This is a genomic window from Vibrio sp. 704 (assembly GCF_033339295.1).
On record NZ_JAWOUH010000019.1, the window covers coordinates 17,212 to 38,218 of the forward strand.

The 21,007-nt window shown below is 44.5% G+C and carries 21 protein-coding genes; 14 read left to right on the forward strand and 7 right to left on the reverse strand.

Annotated features, from left to right (window positions below; genetic code table 11):
* Window positions 1–149 precede the first annotated feature (149 nt).
* Both R7R24_RS19475 and R7R24_RS19480 read right to left on the reverse strand, forming a co-directional pair.
* Entirely contained in the window at window positions 150–599 is a 450-nt protein-coding gene (locus R7R24_RS19475) for a YaiI/YqxD family protein (protein ID WP_005380310.1), read from the reverse strand.
* Entirely contained in the window at window positions 596–889 is a 294-nt protein-coding gene (locus R7R24_RS19480) for a hypothetical protein (RefSeq protein WP_054577584.1), read from the reverse strand. Before R7R24_RS19480 ends, R7R24_RS19475 begins: the two co-directional genes overlap by 4 nt.
* Window positions 890–1,821: 932 nt before the next feature.
* Here R7R24_RS19480 and R7R24_RS19485 point away from each other — a divergent pair.
* Window positions 1,822–2,307, forward strand: a complete 486-nt coding sequence (locus R7R24_RS19485) for a GNAT family N-acetyltransferase (protein ID WP_081008257.1) — start codon at window positions 1,822–1,824, stop codon at window positions 2,305–2,307.
* On the opposite strand, the gene R7R24_RS19490 is transcribed toward R7R24_RS19485, so the two are convergent.
* Entirely contained in the window at window positions 2,267–2,566 is a 300-nt protein-coding gene (locus R7R24_RS19490) for a DUF3301 domain-containing protein (RefSeq protein WP_005380315.1), read from the reverse strand. The two genes, R7R24_RS19485 and R7R24_RS19490, sit on opposite strands and share 41 nt — an antisense overlap.
* Window positions 2,567–2,579: 13 nt before the next feature.
* Window positions 2,580–3,617 (reverse strand): DUF3549 family protein, encoded by a 1,038-nt coding sequence (locus tag R7R24_RS19495; RefSeq protein ID WP_025768244.1) that lies wholly within the window; start codon window positions 3,615–3,617, stop codon window positions 2,580–2,582.
* 76 nt (window positions 3,618–3,693) lie between these two features.
* Between R7R24_RS19495 and R7R24_RS19500 the strand changes: the two genes are divergently transcribed.
* Both R7R24_RS19500 and truC read left to right on the forward strand, forming a co-directional pair.
* Window positions 3,694–4,008 (forward strand): YqcC family protein, encoded by a 315-nt coding sequence (locus R7R24_RS19500; protein ID WP_054577586.1) that lies wholly within the window; start codon window positions 3,694–3,696, stop codon window positions 4,006–4,008.
* A 4-nt stretch (window positions 4,009–4,012) separates the two neighbouring features.
* Complete coding sequence (gene truC / locus R7R24_RS19505; RefSeq protein WP_005391793.1) at window positions 4,013–4,795, forward strand: tRNA pseudouridine(65) synthase TruC; 783 nt, start codon at window positions 4,013–4,015, stop codon at window positions 4,793–4,795.
* Between the two features lie 67 nt (window positions 4,796–4,862).
* Here the strand turns inward: truC and R7R24_RS19510 are convergent, their stop codons facing one another.
* The 3 genes from R7R24_RS19510 to map form a co-directional block, all read right to left on the reverse strand.
* Window positions 4,863–5,246 carry a DUF3461 family protein gene (locus tag R7R24_RS19510; RefSeq protein ID WP_005380322.1) on the reverse strand — a complete coding sequence of 128 codons (384 nt, stop codon included), beginning with the start codon at window positions 5,244–5,246 and terminating at the stop codon, window positions 4,863–4,865.
* A gap of 142 nt (window positions 5,247–5,388) precedes the next feature.
* The gene (gene glnD, locus R7R24_RS19515; RefSeq protein WP_017636037.1) at window positions 5,389–8,013 is read right to left on the reverse strand and encodes a bifunctional uridylyltransferase/uridylyl-removing protein GlnD; all 2,625 of its coding nucleotides are present in this window, start codon (window positions 8,011–8,013) and stop codon (window positions 5,389–5,391) included.
* 108 nt (window positions 8,014–8,121) lie between these two features.
* On the reverse strand, window positions 8,122–9,000 hold the full coding sequence (map, locus tag R7R24_RS19520; protein ID WP_005380326.1) for a type I methionyl aminopeptidase: 879 nt from the start codon (window positions 8,998–9,000) through the stop codon (window positions 8,122–8,124).
* Between the two features lie 384 nt (window positions 9,001–9,384).
* Between map and rpsB the strand changes: the two genes are divergently transcribed.
* The 11 genes from rpsB to lpxD all read left to right on the forward strand — a co-directional run bounded on the left by rpsB (window position 9,385) and on the right by lpxD (window position 20,963).
* Complete coding sequence (gene rpsB, locus R7R24_RS19525) at window positions 9,385–10,113, forward strand: 30S ribosomal protein S2 (protein WP_005380327.1); 729 nt, start codon at window positions 9,385–9,387, stop codon at window positions 10,111–10,113.
* Window positions 10,114–10,245: 132 nt separating this feature from the next.
* On the forward strand, window positions 10,246–11,091 hold the full coding sequence (gene tsf / locus R7R24_RS19530) for a translation elongation factor Ts (RefSeq protein ID WP_005380328.1): 846 nt from the start codon (window positions 10,246–10,248) through the stop codon (window positions 11,089–11,091).
* A 147-nt stretch (window positions 11,092–11,238) separates the two neighbouring features.
* Window positions 11,239–11,964, forward strand: a complete 726-nt coding sequence (gene pyrH, locus R7R24_RS19535; RefSeq protein ID WP_005380329.1) for a UMP kinase — start codon at window positions 11,239–11,241, stop codon at window positions 11,962–11,964.
* A gap of 100 nt (window positions 11,965–12,064) precedes the next feature.
* Window positions 12,065–12,622, forward strand: a complete 558-nt coding sequence (frr, locus tag R7R24_RS19540) for a ribosome recycling factor (RefSeq protein WP_005380330.1) — start codon at window positions 12,065–12,067, stop codon at window positions 12,620–12,622.
* Between the two features lie 96 nt (window positions 12,623–12,718).
* A complete protein-coding gene (locus R7R24_RS19545) occupies window positions 12,719–13,474 on the forward strand; it encodes an isoprenyl transferase (protein ID WP_005380331.1) in 756 nt (251 codons plus the stop codon).
* Between the two features lie 12 nt (window positions 13,475–13,486).
* Window positions 13,487–14,329, forward strand: a complete 843-nt coding sequence (locus tag R7R24_RS19550; protein WP_005385351.1) for a phosphatidate cytidylyltransferase — start codon at window positions 13,487–13,489, stop codon at window positions 14,327–14,329.
* A 50-nt stretch (window positions 14,330–14,379) separates the two neighbouring features.
* Window positions 14,380–15,585 (forward strand): 1-deoxy-D-xylulose-5-phosphate reductoisomerase, encoded by a 1,206-nt coding sequence (ispC, locus tag R7R24_RS19555; protein ID WP_054577587.1) that lies wholly within the window; start codon window positions 14,380–14,382, stop codon window positions 15,583–15,585.
* Entirely contained in the window at window positions 15,585–16,943 is a 1,359-nt protein-coding gene (rseP, locus tag R7R24_RS19560) for a sigma E protease regulator RseP (RefSeq protein ID WP_005380334.1), read from the forward strand. The genes ispC and rseP overlap by 1 nt, the downstream gene beginning before the upstream one ends.
* Before the next feature lie 44 nt (window positions 16,944–16,987).
* On the forward strand, window positions 16,988–19,402 hold the full coding sequence (gene bamA / locus R7R24_RS19565; RefSeq protein ID WP_005380335.1) for an outer membrane protein assembly factor BamA: 2,415 nt from the start codon (window positions 16,988–16,990) through the stop codon (window positions 19,400–19,402).
* Window positions 19,403–19,415: 13 nt separating this feature from the next.
* Entirely contained in the window at window positions 19,416–19,925 is a 510-nt protein-coding gene (locus R7R24_RS19570; RefSeq protein ID WP_005391804.1) for an OmpH family outer membrane protein, read from the forward strand.
* Between the two features lie 6 nt (window positions 19,926–19,931).
* Entirely contained in the window at window positions 19,932–20,963 is a 1,032-nt protein-coding gene (lpxD, locus tag R7R24_RS19575; RefSeq protein ID WP_054577588.1) for a UDP-3-O-(3-hydroxymyristoyl)glucosamine N-acyltransferase, read from the forward strand.
* Window positions 20,964–21,007: the final 44 nt, after the last annotated feature.

Below are 21,007 nucleotides of genomic sequence, written 5' to 3' on the forward strand. Positions count from 1 at the left end.
TTGCATATTGAAGCTATGGTGAGCGAGATGAAAAATAAACAGAACAAAACAAATGGGAGTAAGAGCACGCTTTGGGTGCAATGCTGAGAATGAATTTTCAGGAATGAGCCAGGCTTTTATTTGCTGGCTCAATATGAATAGAGTGAGGGTTACTTCTTAAATTTCGCCAAAATACGATCCAAATGGTTTGCAAATTCGCGTCGATCGGTTTGAGAAAGCGCGGCGGGCCCACCTGTCTGAATTCCGCTTGAACGCATGGTTTCCATAAAGTCGCGGATATTTAGGCGAGCTTTGATGGTGTCTTTTGTATAGAGCTCGCCACGAGAACTGAGGGCTTGAGCGCCTTTAGAGATAACCTCATCTGCAAGCGGAATATCTGACGTGATCACCAAATCGTTGGCTTCTACACGCTTGACGATTTCGTTGTCTGCGATGTCAAATCCCGCAGGGACTTGTAGCGAGTGGATGTTGTCTCTTTTCGGCACAGGGACAACGTGGTTAGCGACAAACGTACATTCAATCCCCGTACGCTCGGCGGCACGCACAATGGTTTCGCGAATAACTTTCGGACACGCGTCTGCATCTACCCATAACTTCATGATGATTTCTCACTTAGCTTGGCTTCTAGCTCTTCAATACGAGCCACTAATTTTTTCACCGTGCTTTCTAGCGCTGCAAGACGATCATTATCGGTGTGCGCTTGTGCTGCGACTTCAACCTTGGGAACACGCTGAGCACTTTTCCAACTTTTTATTGCGGTGATTAATGCAGGCATTGGGATGGGCGTTTTCAAGCGTGCTTTCACTAACGCTACGGTTGGTTCTTTTCCTTGTTGTTGCAGTTGTTCCATTACCGCTTCTAATTCTTTAGTAACGTCTTGAGTTAACATTTTTAATCCTTAACAACGATATATCTATCATCATACGTTGAGTGCGCTAATTTGGCGAATGGCATTTTGGAGAGTGTAGTGTGAGAGATCTCTTACATAGGTTGTGAGAGAAAACGATTTCGTAAGCGGAAAAAGAGAAGATAAAGAGCTTAAGTTTATGATAAATAATGATTTAACAACTTGTTAACCAATGTGAGAGCCAAATATTTATCTTGGATAGATTGTCTATTTTTGGAAAAGGCGTAAATTGAGAGTTGTCAGCAGGAAGCAGACATGGAACAGGAAAGCACCAAGGATTTGGTTATCGTCAGGAAGACGATTTGGTTGGTCAGGATGATTAATCAAGCATGGAGCGTAGGACATTGTAAGGATACGATCATCAATAGGATGTTGATGACTAAGGATAGACAATGGACCCCTCTAGGATTGAGGTTATGGACAGCATCAGGAAGATGCAAGGGACACCGCTCAAGGAACAAGTGACGTGTGCTAACGAGGAATGTTAGCAGTCAGGATGATAAGGACACCGCTAGGACGGCGACGTAAGGAATAAGCTGACGGAATCAGCCACTATTATGGATGATGCATGGAGCACTTTTAGTAGCCGGACTGCTGCGAGTAAGACCATGACCCCGATACTTATGTGTCGGGGTCTTTCTTATATAAAAACGATATCCAGTGTTCTCATTGAATTAAGCATCTCGATGTTATTTGGGGATATCAATATCACAAAATATATAAATTCCTAATAACACTTAATAAAAAACAACTCAGATCAATATCCTTTCCAACCAGTTGGTTTAACTTTCGGCTTCTCTACAAGGTGTTATGCCCGCAATCATTGAGCATGTTCAGCTCATCGAGTTTGTGATCTGCGGATAGATTAAGTTTGTTGTAATCAAGGAACAGATGTGGCCATAGTAACCAGAAGAATGCTTCTTCTACCCTACAATGAGTCGTTGCAACTAGAATTCGTCATACTGAATTGCTGTGCGAAAAACCGTGCTGAATTGAATGGTCCGTATACAGTTGCGTCTGCCAAACAGATGTTTGAGAAAATACTGGATGATGAGAACATTTATAGTATGGCAGTGCTAGAGAGCACCAGTCGTGACTATATGGGGCACGTGTTCATTGCTAATCTCGATTCCGAACCTGAATTAGGGTTTATTTTTGATAAATCATATTGGGGTAAAGGGTTAGCAACAGAAGCACTAAAAGCATTTTTCCCCAAAGCGTGCCGTGAGTTGGGCTTGAATAAGGTGAAAGCTAACGTGAATAGCAATCATCAAGCTTCTATGGCGGTACTGAAAAAGCTGGGATTTGTTAAAACAAAAGAAAGTAAGGATGTATATGGTCCTTACTTTGAAATGGAATTTACAAGCGATGCGGTGGTAGGTGAAAGTTCTGCGGCCTGAAACCGACCATGGTTAACTCTCCTTGGTAGCAATCGTCACCAAGAGATGAAAACTCAAATTGATACACCGTATGCCAACGCCAGACTCCGTCTGGCGTTTTTAGTTTATGGGCACCAAAGGCGATGCTGATTAATTGGAGATCCAATTGCTCACATTTACGCGTGATGGCCGCTTTTGCGAGTTCGGCTTGGCGACGCTGTTGCCAAAACAGGTAACAGAAAAAGCAGAGCCCTAAAATTGCTAAAAGATCACCAATCATTCCTGAACCTTTCTTAGCTTTTTGTTGCTTGTTGTAAGCTTACTAGCGCATTTGCTAGTTCCTCTGATGGGTTTGAATGCAGCAAAGGCAATAACACCATTCTTAACTCTGGCAGCATCACTAAATCGGCAAATAACTGATTAAATAGGGCTTGATTACCGGTTTGAGCTAAACGCAGCAAAAACTGTTCCGCTACCTTTTCATTGGCGAGTAAGTGCCAAGCGCGGCCCGCCACACCAATCAATACCTCCTGATGGCTTAAACGAGGGCTATGCAATATCGCATCTAATACTGGAGAGGCGACTTCTGTTGGTGCACCAGCAAGGGCTCGGATAAGTGCTGAAAGTAGGAAGAGATCAGGTTCGCTACTTGCGATTTCTTGCTGTGCCTTTTCTGCGATACGTTCTGCTAAACGCTCTTGTAGCTCTACATGCTCAAGCGCACCTAATAGGGCATAAAGTGGCTCATTTGGTAGGTGGTTCAACGCTTTGCGTATCATTACTCCGTTTTGCTCTTTGTCCAGGCGAGCGGCTATGTCTGTGATACCTTGCAGACCTACAGTTTGCCAATTATCCCAGCCTAAACCTCCAGAGAAGTAATGCTGGGTATGCTCGTAATATTGGCTGGTAGGAAGATTGAGGTTTGCGCGGACCTGGCTATGAAACACGGCCATTTTATCTTCGGAAGGTTTGAAAGTGTATGGGTTGTTAGACAGCTTTTGCTGTTGCTCTTCAGTGATATCATCATTGAGGCGTGTTCCCATGGCTTCCACTACGTATTTAATGAAATTGCCGATATCTGATTGCTTTAACAAACCGCGCTCGTCCAATTCAAACTTTAGAAACCAAATCCAAGGTTGCTTTTGTTCATTCCAATAAGCGATGGCAAGGTGTGCTTTACGCTGCATTGGGAATGGGTACGGTGCTTGACCTTTTTCTACATCGGCAAACTCTTTCTTAGCGATGGTTTTGATACGACGACCAAGATCGAAGATTTGATAATCACAGCGGCTGTTGTTCAACAGTTGAGTGAGGGTTTGAATGTTTTCCATTAAATACGACGTCCTAACGTTCTTTTCACAAGAAATGGTATCATTCTCGGCTAATTCAAGGTTCGAGATAGAATTAATGGTAACAAATACTCAATTGGTCGACTTACTTCACCAACTTGAAGCGCAGCTTAGAGAGCATAACTTATGGCAATATACTATGCCTTCAGAGCAAGCCTTACAAAGTGCGGAGCCATTTGCGATTGATACGTTGCATCCTCATGAGTGGTTGCAGTGGATTTTTATAGCCAGAATGCACGCACTAGTGGAAAACAATCAACCACTGCCAAGAGGGTTTTCTCTCGAGCCCTATTTTTCTGAAGCGTGGAAGCAGGAACCGCAGTTCGCAGAGCTGCTTATTACAATCCGAACCATTGACGAACTGTGTAAGTAAACTAATGCTAGAACAAAAAATAGCGCGATCTTCAGAACCAGTTGAGCTGGAGATCGTTTATCAGGATGAATATTTTGTAGCGGTCAACAAGCCTGCAGGCATGTTAGTGCATCGCAGTTGGTTAGATAAACACGAAACTCAGTTTGTCATGCAAACTTTGCGCGACCAAATTGGTCAGCATGTGTTCCCATTGCATCGTCTGGATCGTCCAACATCTGGTGTGCTCGTGTTTGCGTTGTCGAGTGAAGTCGCATCACAAGTCATGCCGATGTTTGCCGAACATAAAATGGAAAAGACATACCACGCAATAGTACGCGGTTGGATTGAGGAAGAGGGCGTCTTGGATTACGCGCTCAAAGTCGAGTTAGACAAGATTGCGGATAAGTTCGCTTCACAAGAAAAAGAAGCGCAAGAAGCGGTGACGGAATATAAGCCGTTGGCTAAAGTGGAGGTTCCCTATTCGACGGGTAAATTTCCTACAACGCGTTATTGCTTAGTTGAGATGAAACCTAAAACGGGGCGTAAGCACCAACTTCGTCGTCATATGGCACATCTACGCCATCCGATCGTGGGTGATACAACGCACGGGGATGGAAAGCACAACAAGCTGTATCGCACAGAGTTTGATTCTCATCGTTTGCTACTGCATGCTTCAGAGTTACGGTTTGTCCATCCATTTACCGATCAAGAGATTGTCATGACGGCCAATCTTGATGAAACTTGGCAGCAATTGTTTACTCGATTTGAGTGGGATGAACCGATAATCGGCGCAGTTAGATCTAGATAATGATTGAGTACAAATAAAAAGGGTTAGCATCAATGCTAACCCTTTTTAATATTTAAGACTTAACGTTTTACTTTAGTTTTTCAAGATCCGCTTCGATCTCTGCGATCTTGCTCGAAACGACTTTTTCTAAATGACGAAGGTCTGAAAGAATTTTCTCTTTTACATCAACCTCAGGTTGTTTCGTTGGCTTAGTGATTTTATTCAGTTCATCAATGACTAATGTGAGGTTACGGTTGATTTCCGTTACTTCTTTATATTTGTGACTGCCACTGTCCACAAGAACATTTTTGATTTGGCGCGGGTATTTGAATTTAACGCTTTTAGCGAACAGTTCGCCTTTTTGCTTGTGGAAATAGATCTTGAGTACGTCTTTGTGTGCTTCTTGGCGTAGGGAATAACGTTCAATCTGCTTAGGGTCGTGAATACCCAAACCAGTGAGGTGGGGATACATAGGCTACCTCTATTACATCGAATTGATATTGATATAACTGTAGCAGCCTATGTATGAGCTAGATAGCTGATATTTAGCCAAAATGCTTAACTTGTGGGCAAGATCGCTCTCGCCCTGAACCGAAAAGATTGGCAGGTTTGATCTAAGCTGCGACCTCATCAGATAACTTTTCGATCAATCTCTCTCTTAGCTCATCCTGTTGTTCTTCACTTAATCTTCCCCCTGCATCACTGGTTAAAATAAACAAGTCTTCTGCTCGCTCACCAATGGTGGTGATTTTTGCACCATGAAGGTTGATATTTAAATCAGCAAACGTACGGCCTACTTTGGCCAACAGCCCTGGTGTGTCTAGCGCGACAAACTCCATTAAAGTGTGTTTTTTACCTTTGGTTGGTAAGAAGTCGACTTTGGTTTTCACGTTAAAGTGCTGAAGTTTGTTCGGAGTACGGCGCGTTTTAATCTTGGTTGGTCGGCCTGCCTCCAGTACATGAGTGAGGTGTTTAATCACCGCGGCGTGACGAGACTCATCGATCGCTTCGCCATGTTGATCGAGTACCATAAAGGTATCAATCACGTGCCCATCTTTGCTGGTCATGATTTGCGCGTCGTGTACATTAAAATTACGCCTATCTAACTCCGCCACGACTGTCGCAAATAAAGCAGGCTGGTCTTTCGTATATACAAACACCTCAGTGCCGCCACGAGTGGCTTTTTTACTGATCAACACCAAAGGCTTAGTCGGATCTTCCATGCGAAGTAAGTGTTCGCAGTGCCACGCGATTTGCGTATGGGTATGACGAAGGAAGTAGTCAGCTTTGAAGCGTTGCCACAATACTTCAATTTCGCGCGCGGCAAACCCCTCTTTGCGCAGCATTGCGGAGGCCATTTGTTGATTGTGGCGAATTCGCTCACGCACATCGACAGGGTTCTCTAGGCCTCTACGTAAAGCACGTTGTGTGGAGTAATACAGCTCCGCAAGTAAAGTTCGTTTCCAAGCATTCCAAAGTTCTGGGTTGGTTGCACAAATATCTGCAACTGTCAGGCATACAAGATAATCGAGAGATTCTTCGTCTCTGACTTTTTTGGCAAACTCGGTAATGACATCAGGATCATAAATATCTCGGCGCTGTGCGGTGACAGACATTAATAGATGATGTCTTACCAACCAAGCGACAAGTTTCGCTTCGGGCTTCGATAAACCATGCTCAATGCAGAAGTCGTACGCTTCTCCTTCACCGATAATCGAGTGATCGCCGCCACGACCTTTCCCGATATCGTGGAAAATAGCGGCAATAATCAGCAGCTCTTTCTTTTGCATCCGAGGGTAGACGTCACAGCAAATAGGGTGCTTCGCATGATTTTCTGGGTCACTAAAAGTGTTGATGTGTTTAAGTAAGCGAATACTGTGTTCATCAACGGTGTAGGCATGGAATAAGTCAAACTGCATTTGACCAACAATCTGACTCCATTGCGGTAAATAGGCCGCCATAACCCCTAATCGGTGCATGAGGCTGAATGCTTTGTGAAGAGCATTAGGGTGACGACATAACGCCATGAACTTTTCACGCGCAGCAGGAATGGTGTGCAAAAACTTGTTGAGCCGACGCCGAGCGGTGCGCAGTTGACGCAGCGTTGGTGGGCTCACCCCTTCAATAGTTGAGTCGTTAGCAATATGTAAGAACATATCCAGAATAGTTTCTGGGCGAGCTTGGAACAATGCGGGTTTCCGCGCTTCAATTAAAGAACCGCGACGTTGAAAGTCCGTATCGAGAATCTCGGCACTTTCTGTCGCCCCACCATTAATGATCGCTTGGTCAAAGAGTTTGAGTAGCATTTTATTGAGCTCTGCCACACGACGAAGCGTGCGGTAGAACTCTTTCATCATCATTTCTACGCCTCGGTTGCCTTCTCCGACGTAGCCTAGATTTTCCGCAACTTGTGCTTGATGAGCAAAGGTCAAGCGGTTGTCATAGCGGCGAAGCTCCATGTGCAGAGCGAAACGTACTCGCCAAAGGAAGTCCTGACATTCAACCAATTCTCGGTATTCTGCGTCAGTTAAAAATCCGTATCGGCTCATTTCCAACAATGAAGTAGCACCAAAGTGACGTCGAGCGACCCAGCTTAATGTATGAATATCGCGCAGCCCGCCAGGGGTTGATTTAATGTCCGGTTCTAAGTTGTAGGTCGTGTCGTGGTAACGTGCATGGCGTTCGCGCTGCTCTTGAATTTTAGCGCGGTAAAACGTCTCACTTGGCCAGAAGGAGTCTGATAACACGACTTTCTTCAGTGCCTGAAAGGTGTCCTCGCTTCCACACAGCAGTCGCGCTTCTTGCAGGTTTGTCGCGACCGTTAGATCGGCTTTACCAATTTCAGCACATTCAGTAACGGTGCGAACAGCGTGTCCGACCTCGAGTTTTAAATCCCACAACAGCGTAATGAATTCGCTGATTTTTGCTTCTAACGCGGTTGGCAGTTTATTGTTCGACAGAATCAAAATATCGATATCGGAGAGCGGATGCAGCTCGCCTCGTCCGTAGCCACCAACGGCAACTAGGGAAATGTTGTAAATATCCTTGAAACCAAAATGTTGCCACAAACGATTGAGAAGCAGATCCATATATTCAGCTCTGGCTAAAACCAAGCTTGTTACCGGATGATGATTGAGAAACTCTTGGTTTTGATTAGAGCTAAACTTCTCTAATTCTTGTTTGAGTTCACCGATATTGATTTGTTCATCGGAAAAGGTAAGAGGGGACTGAAGTGTCATATTTGCCATCCGTGCAAGCTAATCTAATAACAATCTAACAAATTTGCGGCAGATAAAAAATATCCCCGCCGAAGCAGGGATATAGTAAACAACGAGTGGTCGTCAGCTTTACGCGTTTTTCATTAGGCGAGGAATCGTATCGTCGCTACGAAGCGTCAGTACTTCACAACCTTCTTTTGTTACAACAATGGTATGTTCCCATTGCGCAGAGTTCTTGCCGTCGCCCGTGTAAACAGTCCAGTCATCTTGTGCATCAACAGAGCAACCAAATTTACCTGCGTTAATCATCGGCTCAATAGTAAAGCACATGCCTTCTTTTAATACGCGGCGGTCTTTGTTCTTGTAATGAACCACTTGTGGTTCTTCATGGAACTCATCGCCGATACCGTGGCCACAGAAGTCTTTCACAATAGAAAACTTGTTGCGAGGATTGTTCTTGTTATTCTCTTTGATGTACTTCTCGATAGCTGTACCGATGTCACCAACCGTTGAACCTGGCTTAACGGTACGCATACCAACGTACAGTGCTTCTTGAGCTACCATGCACAGACGTTTGTTTGCAGGCGAAACATCACCGACTAGGAACATCTTAGAAGTGTCACCATGGTAACCCTGAGGACGCACGCTCAGATCGGCATTCTCATCATTTGGAACGATTACGGTAATATCAACGTTTAAGATGTCACCATCTTTTAGTACCGCCGGCTTCATTTGGCCGTTGCTACCGATTTCGTCTTTTTCCGCTGGAATACCGTGGCATACGATATGGTTGATTGAAGTACAGATCGACTTAGGGAAACCATGGTAATCAAGCGGAGCAGAGTATGCGCCTTTTTCTAGAGCGTACTCATGACAGATTTTGTTTAACTCTTCTGTCGTCACACCAACTTTGATGTGTGGTTCGATCATTTCTAGAATCTCTGCGGCTAGCTTGCCCGCAATGCGCATGCGTTCTATTTCTTCAGCAGTTTTAATCTTGATTGACATTGGCTTTCTCTACTTATTCCTAAGCACGTAAACGTGCGAATGGCCGCATTCTATCAGACATCGGGGCGTTAACCCAAGTTAGATAGGAATATGCATCATTCTTAATTCGATCATATGTTTAAAGTTTTGCTTATAAATAGGAGAAAGTGGCTCGGTGAAGAAATAATTTTTACTAGCCACAGTGAGCTAAAATATGGTATAAAGCGCGCCGGAATAGAGGACTGTTCTCTTCGTTTAGCAAAGTTAAGCGGCGAAGCAAGCTTCATCCGAATAACCTTTTATCTTTAAATCACACACATTCCGTCACATATTCCGGGGTGCTGAGCAGAAGCTTGGTCGGAGTTATGGGGAATGTGGAGGCCTAACCCCATAGAGGATTTTAAAATGGCAACTGTATCAATGCGCGATATGCTAAAAGCTGGTGTTCACTTCGGTCACCAGACTCGTTACTGGAACCCAAAAATGAAGCCATTCATCTTTGGCGCTCGTAACAAAGTTCATATCATCAACCTAGAAAAAACTGTACCAATGTTCAACGACGCTCTAGCTGAACTAGCTAAAGTTGGCGAGAAGAAAGGTAAGGTTCTATTCGTAGGTACTAAGCGCGCTGCATCTGAAGCTGTTAAAGAAGCTGCAATCGCAAGCAACCAGTTTTACGTAAACAACCGCTGGTTAGGCGGTATGCTTACAAACTACAAAACAGTTCGTCAGTCTATCAAGCGTCTAAAAGAACTAGAGACTCAATCTCAAGACGGTACTTTTGACAAACTAACTAAGAAAGAAGCTCTAATGCGTACTCGCGAAATGGAGAAGCTAGAGAAATCTCTTGGTGGTATCAAAGACATGGGCGGCCTACCAGACGCTCTATTCGTAATCGACGCTGATCACGAACACATTGCAATTAAAGAAGCTAACAACCTAGGTATTCCAGTATACGCTGTGGTAGATACTAACTCTAACCCAGACGGCGTTGACTACGTAATCCCAGGTAACGACGACGCGATCCGCGCTGTACAGCTATACCTGAACGCTGCTGCTTCAGCAGTATCTGAAGGTCGTAACAAAGACGTAGCTGCAGTTGCTGAAAAAGACGGTTTCGTAGAAGCTGAATAATAGCGGCTCTGTGTCACACTTGGTCTATGTGAAACCTTTGTGTAGCATAAACTAAGTTATAGTTAGCAATGGGGGCCGACAATGTTAGGCCCCTGTTTTTTACCTTATTTCGAATCAAACGAGGAAGACAGAATGGCAACTGTAACTGCTGCTCTAGTTAAAGAACTTCGCGAGCGTACTGGCGCTGGCATGATGGAATGTAAGAAAGCGCTTGTAGAAGCAAACGCTGACATCGAACTAGCAATTGAAAACATGCGTAAATCTGGCGCAGCGAAAGCAGCTAAGAAAGCTGGTAACGTTGCAGCTGAAGGCGCAATCATCATCAAAGAAGAAAACGGCGTTGCTGTTCTTCTTGAAGTTAACTGCCAAACTGACTTCGTTGCTAAAGACGGTAACTTCACTGCATTCGCAGAAGAAGTTGCAGCTGCAGCTCTAGCTTCAAAAGCTTCTGTTGAAGAACTACAAGCACAATTCGAAGACGCACGTGTAGCTCTAGTAGCTAAAATCGGTGAAAACATCACTATCCGTCGCGTAGAATACGTTCAAGGCACTGCAATCGCTTCTTACCGTCACGGTGAGAAAATCGGTGTTGTTGTTGCTGGTGAAGGCGACGCAGAAACTCTTAAGCACGTTGCAATGCACGTTGCTGCTTCTAAGCCTGAGTTCGTTAACCCAGAAGACGTACCAGCTGACGTAGTAGAAAAAGAGAAAGCGGTTCAAGTTGAAATCGCAATGAACGAAGGCAAGCCTGCTGAAATCGCTGAGAAGATGGTTGTTGGCCGCATGAAGAAATTCACTGGCGAGATCTCTCTAACAGGTCAAGCTTTCATCATGGAGCCTAAGAAAACTGTAGGCGAAATGCTGAAAGAAAAAGGTGCTTCAGTTTCTACGTTCGTTCGCCTAGAAGTAGGTGAAGGTATCGAGAAGAAAGAAGAAATGAGCTTCGCTGAAGAAGTTGCAGCAGCTCAAAAAGGTTAATCCTTAGAGACTGTATAAAGATTAGACCGTAGCCAAGGCTGCGGTCTTTTTATGAGCAGTGAACGATTAGCCGTGATGAATAGCCATAACTGAAGTTGTGTCTATTCATGACTGTTAATCAACAACTCTCTTTGGAAGGTAAACTCCATGACTACGAACCCTAAACCAGCGTATCAACGTATTCTATTAAAACTGAGTGGTGAAGCTCTTCAAGGTGAAGACGGTTTTGGTATTGATCCTGCGGTCCTTGATCGTATGGCACAAGAAGTTAAAGAACTGGTTGAACTGGGTGTTCAGGTTGGTGTAGTTATCGGTGGCGGTAACTTGTTCCGTGGTGCAGGCCTAGCTGAAGCTGGTATGAACCGCGTAGTTGGTGACCACATGGGTATGCTTGCTACAGTAATGAATGGCCTAGCGATGCGCGATGCTCTTCACCGTGCATACGTGAATGCGCGCGTTATGTCTGCCATTCCTCTAAAAGGCGTATGTGACGACTATAATTGGGCTGATGCGATCCGTGAGCTTCGCCAAGGCCGTGTTGTCATCTTCTCTGCTGGTACGGGTAACCCGTTCTTTACAACGGATTCTGCTGCTTGCCTACGTGGTATCGAAATTGAAGCGGATGTCGTACTAAAAGCGACGAAAGTTGATGGTGTATTTACTGCTGACCCTGTAGCAAACCCAGACGCAGAGCTGTATGATAAGCTATCTTATGCAGAAGTTCTGGATAAAGAGCTGAAAGTTATGGACTTGGCGGCGTTTACGCTAGCTCGTGACCACAAAATGCCAATCCGCGTATTTAATATGAACAAGCCAGGCGCACTACGTCGCGTGGTTATGGGCGAAGCAGAAGGCACGCTCATCAACGAATAAGCTTGGCTTAAGGTGCCACTCCAAAGCGTTAGGGTGGTGCTTGCTTTGCTCAACCGTTTTAGGCTTTCTTCAGGAAAGATGACATTTTTAAGGTGAAACTGTGATTAACGAAATCAAAAAAGACGCGCAAGAGCGCATGGATAAAAGCGTTGAAGCGCTTAAGAACAACCTTTCTAAAATTCGTACAGGTCGTGCACACCCAAGCCTACTATCTGGTATTTCTGTAGAATACTACGGTGCAGCAACACCTCTAAACCAAGTAGCAAACGTTATTGCTGAAGATGCACGTACACTTGCAATCACGGTTTTTGATAAAGAGCTGACGCCGAAAGTAGAAAAAGCGATCATGACGTCTGACCTTGGTCTAAACCCTATGTCAGCTGGCACTATCATCCGCGTTCCACTTCCACCGCTAACGGAAGAACGTCGTAAAGACCTAGTTAAGATCGTCCGTGGTGAAGCTGAAGGTGGTCGTGTTGCTGTTCGTAACATCCGTCGTGACGCAAACAACGATCTTAAAGCGCTTCTAAAAGATAAAGAAATCTCTGAAGATGAAGACCGTAAAGCACAAGACGAAATTCAAAAGCTAACTGACGTTGCAGTTAAGAAGATCGATGAAGTTCTTGCTGCAAAAGAAAAAGAGTTGATGGAAGTTTAATACTCCCACACACATCACTGTTGGAAAACGCTGTGCTCACAGCTCAGCGTTTTTTTATGTTAGTCTATCCAACTGATGGAACTCAATTAACTCCCTATGCAAAATTCTCAAGCCTTCTCTGATTCCCTTCCTAAGCATATTGCCATCATTATGGACGGTAATGGCCGTTGGGCTAAGTCCAAAGGAAAACCTCGCGTATTTGGTCATAAAAAAGGCGTTAGTGCCGTTCGTAAGACCGTGGCTGCTGCTTCAAAACTAGGCATTAGAGCCATGACGCTGTTTGCTTTTAGTAGTGAAAACTGGCGTCGTCCGGAGGAAGAAGTGGGTCTTTTGATGGAACTGTTTATCACGGTCCTGTCTAGTGAAGTAAAAAAACTACACAAAAATAACTTACGGTTGCGCGTGATCGGTGATACCAGTCGATTTAGTGAGCGTCTACAAAAGAAAATTGTAGAAGCAGAAAACCTAACGGCAGATAACACGGGTATGGTGATCAACATTGCAGCCAACTATGGCGGTAAATGGGACATCACAGAAGCTGCTAAAACGTTAGCGCTAAAAGCACGTAACGGTGAAATTCGTGTAGAGGATATCAATGAGCAGCTAATCACTGAGCATTTGACCATGGCAGACCTACCGGAAGTGGATCTTTTAATTCGCACCAGTGGAGAGTGCCGCATCAGCAACTTTATGTTGTGGCAAATGGCTTATGCAGAAATGTACTTTACACCAGAGTACTGGCCAGAATTCGATGAAGACAGTTTGGTAGAAGCTGTAACTTGGTTTATCAACCGAGAACGTCGTTTTGGCTGTACAGGTGAACAAATAAAGGCATTGATGGCAGCTCAATAAGGACTAGTTAGTTTGAAACAGAGAATAATAACAGCACTAATTTTAGCTCCCCTGGTTATTTTAGGCATTTTTAAATTACCGCTAATGGGCTTTATTGCCGCTTTAACTGCAATAACGCTATTAGGTTTTTGGGAGTGGACTCAGTTTACAGGAAGCAACTCTCGCATTGCTGCCCTTGTGCCGGCAATCATTATTACCGGACTTAGTTTTCTATACATCTCGCCTGATGCATATAGCCTCAATCACTTAACGACACCTCATTATGTCGTCTTGGGTATTGGTTTTGTTTGGTGGATTATTGCTAGCTTAATGGCGATTACTTACCCCAAAACGACGAAATCTTGGCAAAGTAATTTTGTTTTACGTCATGTATTTGGTTTTCTGACATTAATCCCATTCCTTTGGAGTGTGATTATTCTCAGAGCGTATGACATCACTGTAGATCCATACCACGGCGCAAAGCTTGTGTTGTACGTTTGTTTCTTGGTATGGGCTGCAGATAGCGGCGCCTACTTTGCAGGCAAAAGCTTAGGCAAACGTAAGATGGCTCCTCATGTAAGCCCCAATAAAACCATTGAAGGGCTAATTGGTGGCATTATCACGGCATTAATCGTAGCGTGGGCATTTGCTGATTGGTTCGATATCCAGTTCACTAGCCCTGTCCATATGGTGCTGATTACGCTGGTTACTGTCGTTATTTCAGTGCTTGGTGATCTGGTTGAAAGTATGTTCAAACGTGTCTCAGGCATTAAAGACAGCAGTAACATTATCCCAGGGCACGGTGGTGTGCTAGATCGTATCGACAGCCTAACCGCAGCATTCCCAGTTTTTGCTCTTCTTTACTACGTATTCTAATTTATCAGGAGCGGCGTCGTCGCTCCTGAGCTTTCTAACGGTCTTACAACATGCAAAAGTTAACGATTCTTGGTGCTACTGGATCAATTGGTGCAAGCACGCTTAAAGTGGTCGAACAAAACCCAGATCTGTTTTCTGTCGTTGCCTTAGCGGCAAGCACTAACGTTGAAAAGATGATCGGTCTATGTCGTCAGTGGCAACCTAAATATGCGGTCATGGCAGATAAAGCTGCGGCGTCTAAACTTCAAGCTGAGCTACACTCGGTTTCGCCAGGTACCGAAGTGCTAGGTGGTACTGATGCGCTATGTCATATAGCTTCGCTGGACGAGGTCGACAGTGTAATGGCTGCTATTGTAGGAGCCGCTGGCTTATTGCCTACCATGGCTGCCGTGAAAGCAGGTAAGCGAGTCTTGTTGGCAAATAAAGAAGCACTTGTAATGTCAGGCCAGCTATTTATTGATGCTGTAGAAGAATTTGGCGCAGAGCTACTTCCCGTCGACAGTGAACACAACGCCATTTTCCAATGTTTACCACAGCAAGTACAAACCAATCTAGGTCGTTGCAATTTACAAGAACATGGCATTTCTCATATTTTGTTGACTGGATCTGGTGGTCCTTTCCGTTACACTGACATCGCAGAACTGGAGCAGGTGACACCCGCTCAGGCGATCGCTCATCCAAACTGGTCGATGGGGCCAAAAATTTCTGTTGATTCTGCCACGATGATGAATAAAGGCCTTGAGTATATAGAAGCTAAGTGGCTATTTAATGCTGCTCGCGAACAACTGAAGGTGGTTATTCATCCTCAATCTGTGATTCATTCTATGGTTCAGTATCGTGATGGTTCGGTCTTGGCACAAATGGGAGAAGCGGATATGGCGACGCCAATTGCGCTCACCATGTCATACCCGTCAAGAGTAGAAGCTGGGGTTAAGCCGCTAGACTTCACGAAAGTTGGTGAGCTGACGTTTTTGCAGCCTGACTTTGCTCGTTACCCATGTTTAAAACTCGCAATTGATGCTTGTTATGAAGGTCAACACGCAACAACGGCATTGAATGCAGCTAATGAAGTCGCTGTTGATGCATTTTTAAATAACAGACTAGGTTTTACCGATATTGCTCGCATCAATGAGTCTGTGTTGAATAAAATCAACGCAAGCTGCAAAGCTGAGAATGCGAATAGCTTGGAAAGCTTGCTCGAGCTAGATAGAATGGCACGAACTATTGCCCTAGAAACCATACGCGAGCGTAGCTGATGACTGGTATATTGTGGAATCTCATTTCTTTTATCGTCGCACTGGGCATTCTTGTTGCCGTGCACGAATTTGGGCATTTTTGGGTTGCTCGCCGTTGCGGCGTTAAAGTTGAAAAGTTTTCAATCGGTTTCGGCAAGTCTATTTGGAGTAAAGTAGGCAAAGACGGAACGGAGTACAGCATCTCAATGATCCCTCTCGGCGGCTATGTGAAAATGGTTGATAGCCGTGTCGATGAGGTGCCAGAACATGAGAAGCACCTAGCGTTTGATAAGAAGCCGTTATGGAAGCGAACCTCTATTGTTGCGGCTGGCCCCATCTTTAATTTTCTTTTCGCAATTTTTGCCTATTGGCTGGTATTTCTAATTGGCATCCCTGCTGTTAAGCCTGTAATTGGTGAAGTTACGCCCAATTCGATTGTTGCGGAAGCTGGAATTGAATCTGGAATGGAACTTAAATCGATATCTGGTATCAAAACTCCGGATTGGGAATCAGTAAATATGGGATTGATTTCTCATATTGGCGATGATTTGATGACGGTAACACTAACGTCAGCGAATGAAGTTGGTTCAGAAGTAACGAAAACGCTCGATTTACGTGAGTGGAAGTTCGACCCAGAAACTCAGTCAGCGATGCAGTCGTTAGGTTTTGCTCCGTATACACCGGAGGTGTATCGAGTTATCGAGCAGGTCTCGCAAGGTGGAGCGGCGGAAAAAGCCGGTGTGCTTCCAGGTGATGAGGTTGTCGCAATTGGTCAACAACGCGTGACCGAATGGAAGCAAGTGGTTGAAGCGGTTCGTTCTAATCCTGATACACCGCTTGAATTGACGGTGTTACGTCAGGGTTATGAGCAAACATTGACGCTGACGCCCGGTAGCCGTGAGCTAGCTAACAAAGAAGTCGTTGGTTTTGCAGGTATTGCACCTAAAGTCGCAGAATGGCCAGAAAGTTATCGCTTCGATCTTCAGTTTGGTGTATTCGAGTCAATAGGTAAAGCAGTAGACAAAACTGGCCAAGTCATTGGTTTGACAATCAGCATGCTTAAGAAGCTGATTGTTGGAGACGTTGGTCTGAATAATCTGAGTGGACCAATATCAATAGCCAAAGGCGCAGGCGCGACAGCAGATTATGGTTTGGTCTACTTTTTAGGTTTTCTCGCTCTAATTAGTGTTAACCTAGGTATTATTAATCTCGTTCCTTTACCAATGTTGGATGGCGGTCATTTGTTGTTTTTTGCAATTGAAGCAGTCATTCGACGCCCTGTTCCTGAGAAAGTGCAGGAAATGGGCTTTAGAATTGGTGGTGCGATCATCTTCTCGCTCATGGCGTTAGCGCTATTTAATGATTTTACTCGTCTGTGATAGTTCAGAGACAAAAGCAGTAGCAAGGAATAATTAGAACAAGTATGGCGATTAAGCGAATTCTATTTGCAAGTTTACTGGCGACCAGTGTATCTGCAAATGGAGCAGAGAACTTCGTAGTTCAAGATATTGAAATCGATGGATTGCAGCGTGTAGCACTGGGTGCTGCATTGTTGAAAATGCCTGTACGTGTCGGTGATACCATTGGCCAAGGCGATGTTGCAGAAATTATCCGCGCCCTGTATGCATCTGGTAACTTTGAAGATGTGAAAGTGTTGCGTGACGGTGGTGTTCTGATGGTTCAAGTCAAAGAACGTCCTACCATTGCAAGCATCTCTTTTTCAGGTAACAAAGCAATCAAGGACGAGCAGCTACAAGAAAACCTGAACGCGTCTGGTGTTCGTGAAGGTGAAGCGCTTGACCGCACCACGCTAAGCAACATTGAAAAAGGCTTAGAAGACTTTTACTACAGCGTAGGTAAATACAACGCAACAGTAAAAGCGGTGGTTACTCCACTACCACGTAATCGTTCTGACCTTAAGTTTGTCTTTACTGAAGGTGTGTCGGCAAAAATTCAGCAAATCAACTTTATCGGTAATGAAGTGTTCAGTGATGAAGAGCTGCTTTCGCGCTTTAACTTAAATGTTGATGTGCCGTGGTGGAATTTCCTTTCTGATGAAAAGTATCAAAAGCAAGTCCTTGCAGGTGATATTGAAGCACTCAAATCATTCTACCTGGATCGTGGTTACTTAAAATTTAACGTTGATTCGACACAAGTTGCAATCTCTCCTGACAAGAAAGGGGTATACATTACTCTTGGTCTAGAAGAGGGCGAGGTTTACACCGTTAAGGACGTGAAGTTCCGTGGCGATTTGATTGGCGAGGAAGCGACGTTCGAAAGACTTGTGCCATTTGAAGACAATGAGACATACAACGGCTCGTTGGTTACTTCAATGGAAGAAGGAATTAAGCGTGTGCTTGGTGAGTCCGGCTATGCTTATCCTCAAGTGAATACCATTCCAGAGTTTGACGACGAGAATCAAGAAGTTTCTTTGGTCGTTAACGTAGACCCGGGTAACCGAATTTATGTTCGTGATATTCGCTTCACGGGTAATAACTCAACCAAAGATGAAGTCCTTCGTCGTGAAATGCGTCAGATGGAAGGCAGTTGGTTGAACTCGAAATCGATTGAAACGGGTAAAACTCGTCTAAATCGTTTGGGCTACTTTGAAAATGTTGAAGTACAGACGGTTCGAGTTCCTGGTAGTGATGATCAAGTTGACCTAGTTTACTCTGTCAAAGAAGCGAACTCTGGTAGCGTTAACTTCGGTGTTGGCTACGGTACAGAATCGGGTGTGAGCTTCCAGGTTGGCCTGCAACAAGATAACTTTATTGGTAGCGGTAACCGTGTTGGTATCAACGCGATGATGAATGACTACCAGAAAAACATCAGTCTTGATTACCGTGATCCGTACTGGAACTTAGACGGTGTAAGCTTAGGTGGTAAGGTTTTCTATAACGAATTTGAAGCTAAAGAAGCCAATATCGTTGACTATACCAACGAAAGCTATGGCGCGAGCTTAACGTGGGGCTTCCCATTCGACGAGTTGAACCGTTTTGAATTCGGTGTCGGTTATACGCACAACAAGATCGGTAACTTATCGCCTTACTTGCAGGTAGAGCAGTTCTTAGAAGCGCAAAAAGATAATATAGATTCAAGTGGGGCATTGAATACGAACGACTTCGACTTCAATATCTCTTGGACACGTAATAACTTAAACCGTGGCTATTTCCCTACGGCAGGTAACCATCAGCGTGCATTCTATAAAATGACCGTACCTGGCTCTGACGTTCAATACTTCAAAATGCAGTACGATGTTCGCCAGTATGTGCCATTGACTAAAAAGCACGAGTTTACCCTCTTGTTCCGTGGCCGCTTAGGTTACGGTAATGGTTACGGTCAAACGGATGGTAACGATAACTTGTTCCCATTCTACGAAAACTACTACGCCGGTGGCTTTACATCGCTTCGTGGCTTTGGCTCAAACTCTGTTGGCCCTAAAGCGGTTTACCGCGATACATCCGGCTCTAACAATGGTACAGATATTGCGACAGATGATTCAGTGGGTGGTAACGCAGTCGCATTAGCAAGTATTGAGTTGATCGTTCCAACGCCGTTCGCATCAGAGGAAGTACAAAACCAAATTCGTACCAGTATCTTCTTTGATATGGCAAGTGTTTGGGATACCGAGTTTGATTATCGAGAAAATAGCAACATTTCGGGTGCTAACTACTACTACGATTACTCAGATCCAACCAACTACCGCTCTTCTTACGGTGCGGCGTTGCAGTGGATGTCTCCAATGGGGCCACTAGTATTCTCACTAGCGAAACCAATTAAGAAATTTGATGGCGATGATGAAGAGTTCTTCACATTCACTATCGGTAGAACTTTCTAAAGAGGAAAATATTTTGAATAAAATGATCAAAGCGGCTGGGATTGGCCTTCTTGTACTGAGCTCTTCAATGTTTGCAAATGCGGCAGAAGCTGCACAGAAAATTGCTTACGTAAATACAGCTCAAGTTTTTCAAGCTCTTCCTCAACGTGAAGTTGTACTACAAAAAATGCAGAAAGACTTCAAAAGCAAAGCTGATGAACTGAAGTCAATCCAAGCACAAGCTAAAACAAAGATTGAGAAGCTACAACGTGACGGCGAGCTTTTGGGTCAAGACGAAGTTGAAAAGCTACGTATCGATATCGCGAAGCTAGACAGCGAGTACAAAGTGAAAGCACAAGCACTTGAAAAAGCAAGTGCGCGTCGTGAAGCTGAAGAAAAAGCGAAGCTTTTCAAAACGATTCAAGATGCAGTTAAGAAAGTCGCAGACAAAAATGGTTACGATCTTGTGATTGATATCTCTGCTTTGCAGTACGGCAAGCCAGAATACAATATCTCTGAAGACGTAATTAAAGCTCTAAAATAAGAAGTTATGAAGACATTGACATTAGCCGAATTGGCGACAATTACCGGGGGTGAGCTGTTTGGTGACGAGTCTCTCGTTGTAAGCCGTGTTGCCCCAATGGATAAAGCACGAGAAGGTGACGTAACCTTCTTGTCTAACCCAAAATACGCAAAACACCTTTCTGAGTGCCAAGCTACCGTTGTTATGGTAAAGGCTGAGCATAAAGATCAATGCGTTGGAAATGCGCTAGTGGTTTCAGACCCTTATGTCGCATTTGCTCGTGTGGTCCAAGCGATGGATACCACACCAAAACCGGCAGACGATATTGCACCAAGTGCTGTGATTGCCGCTGACGTTAAGATGGGTGAGAACGTTACAATCGGCGCTAACGCTGTGATTGAAACGGGCGTAGAACTCGGCGATAACGTAAGCGTTGGCGCTGGTTGTTTTATCGGTAAGAACGCCAAGCTAGGGAATAACACCAAGCTTTGGGCTAATGTCACTATCTATCATGAAGTGTCATTGGGTGATGACTGTCTCGTTCAATCAGGTACCGTCATTGGCTCTGATGGCTTCGGTTATGCGAATGACAAAGGCGAGTGGATCAAAATTCCTCAGCTTGGTTCAGTGCGTATCGGTAACCGCGTTGAGATTGGTGCTTGTACTACGATTGACCGCGGTGCACTCGAAGATACTATCATTGAAGACAATGTCATTCTGGATAACCAACTTCAAATCGCGCACAACGTGCAGATCGGATATGGTACCGTGATGCCTGGTGGTACTATTGTCGCGGGCAGTACAAAAATTGGTAAGTACTGCCAGATTGGCGGCGCGTCTGTTCTGAATGGCCATATCACTATCGCAGATGGTGTGGCTATTACAGGTATGGGCATGGTAATGCGCAGTATCGAAGAAAAAGGCCTTTACTCATCAGGTATCCCACTACAAACGAACAGAGAGTGGCGTAAGACCGCGACTCGAGTTCACCGTATTGATGAGATGAATAAGCGCCTAAAAGCGGTTGAAAAACAGCTGGAACAGAAAGAAGAAATTTAGAACAAGTTATCTTTCGCTCTGTATTTAACACGAAGGCTAACAAG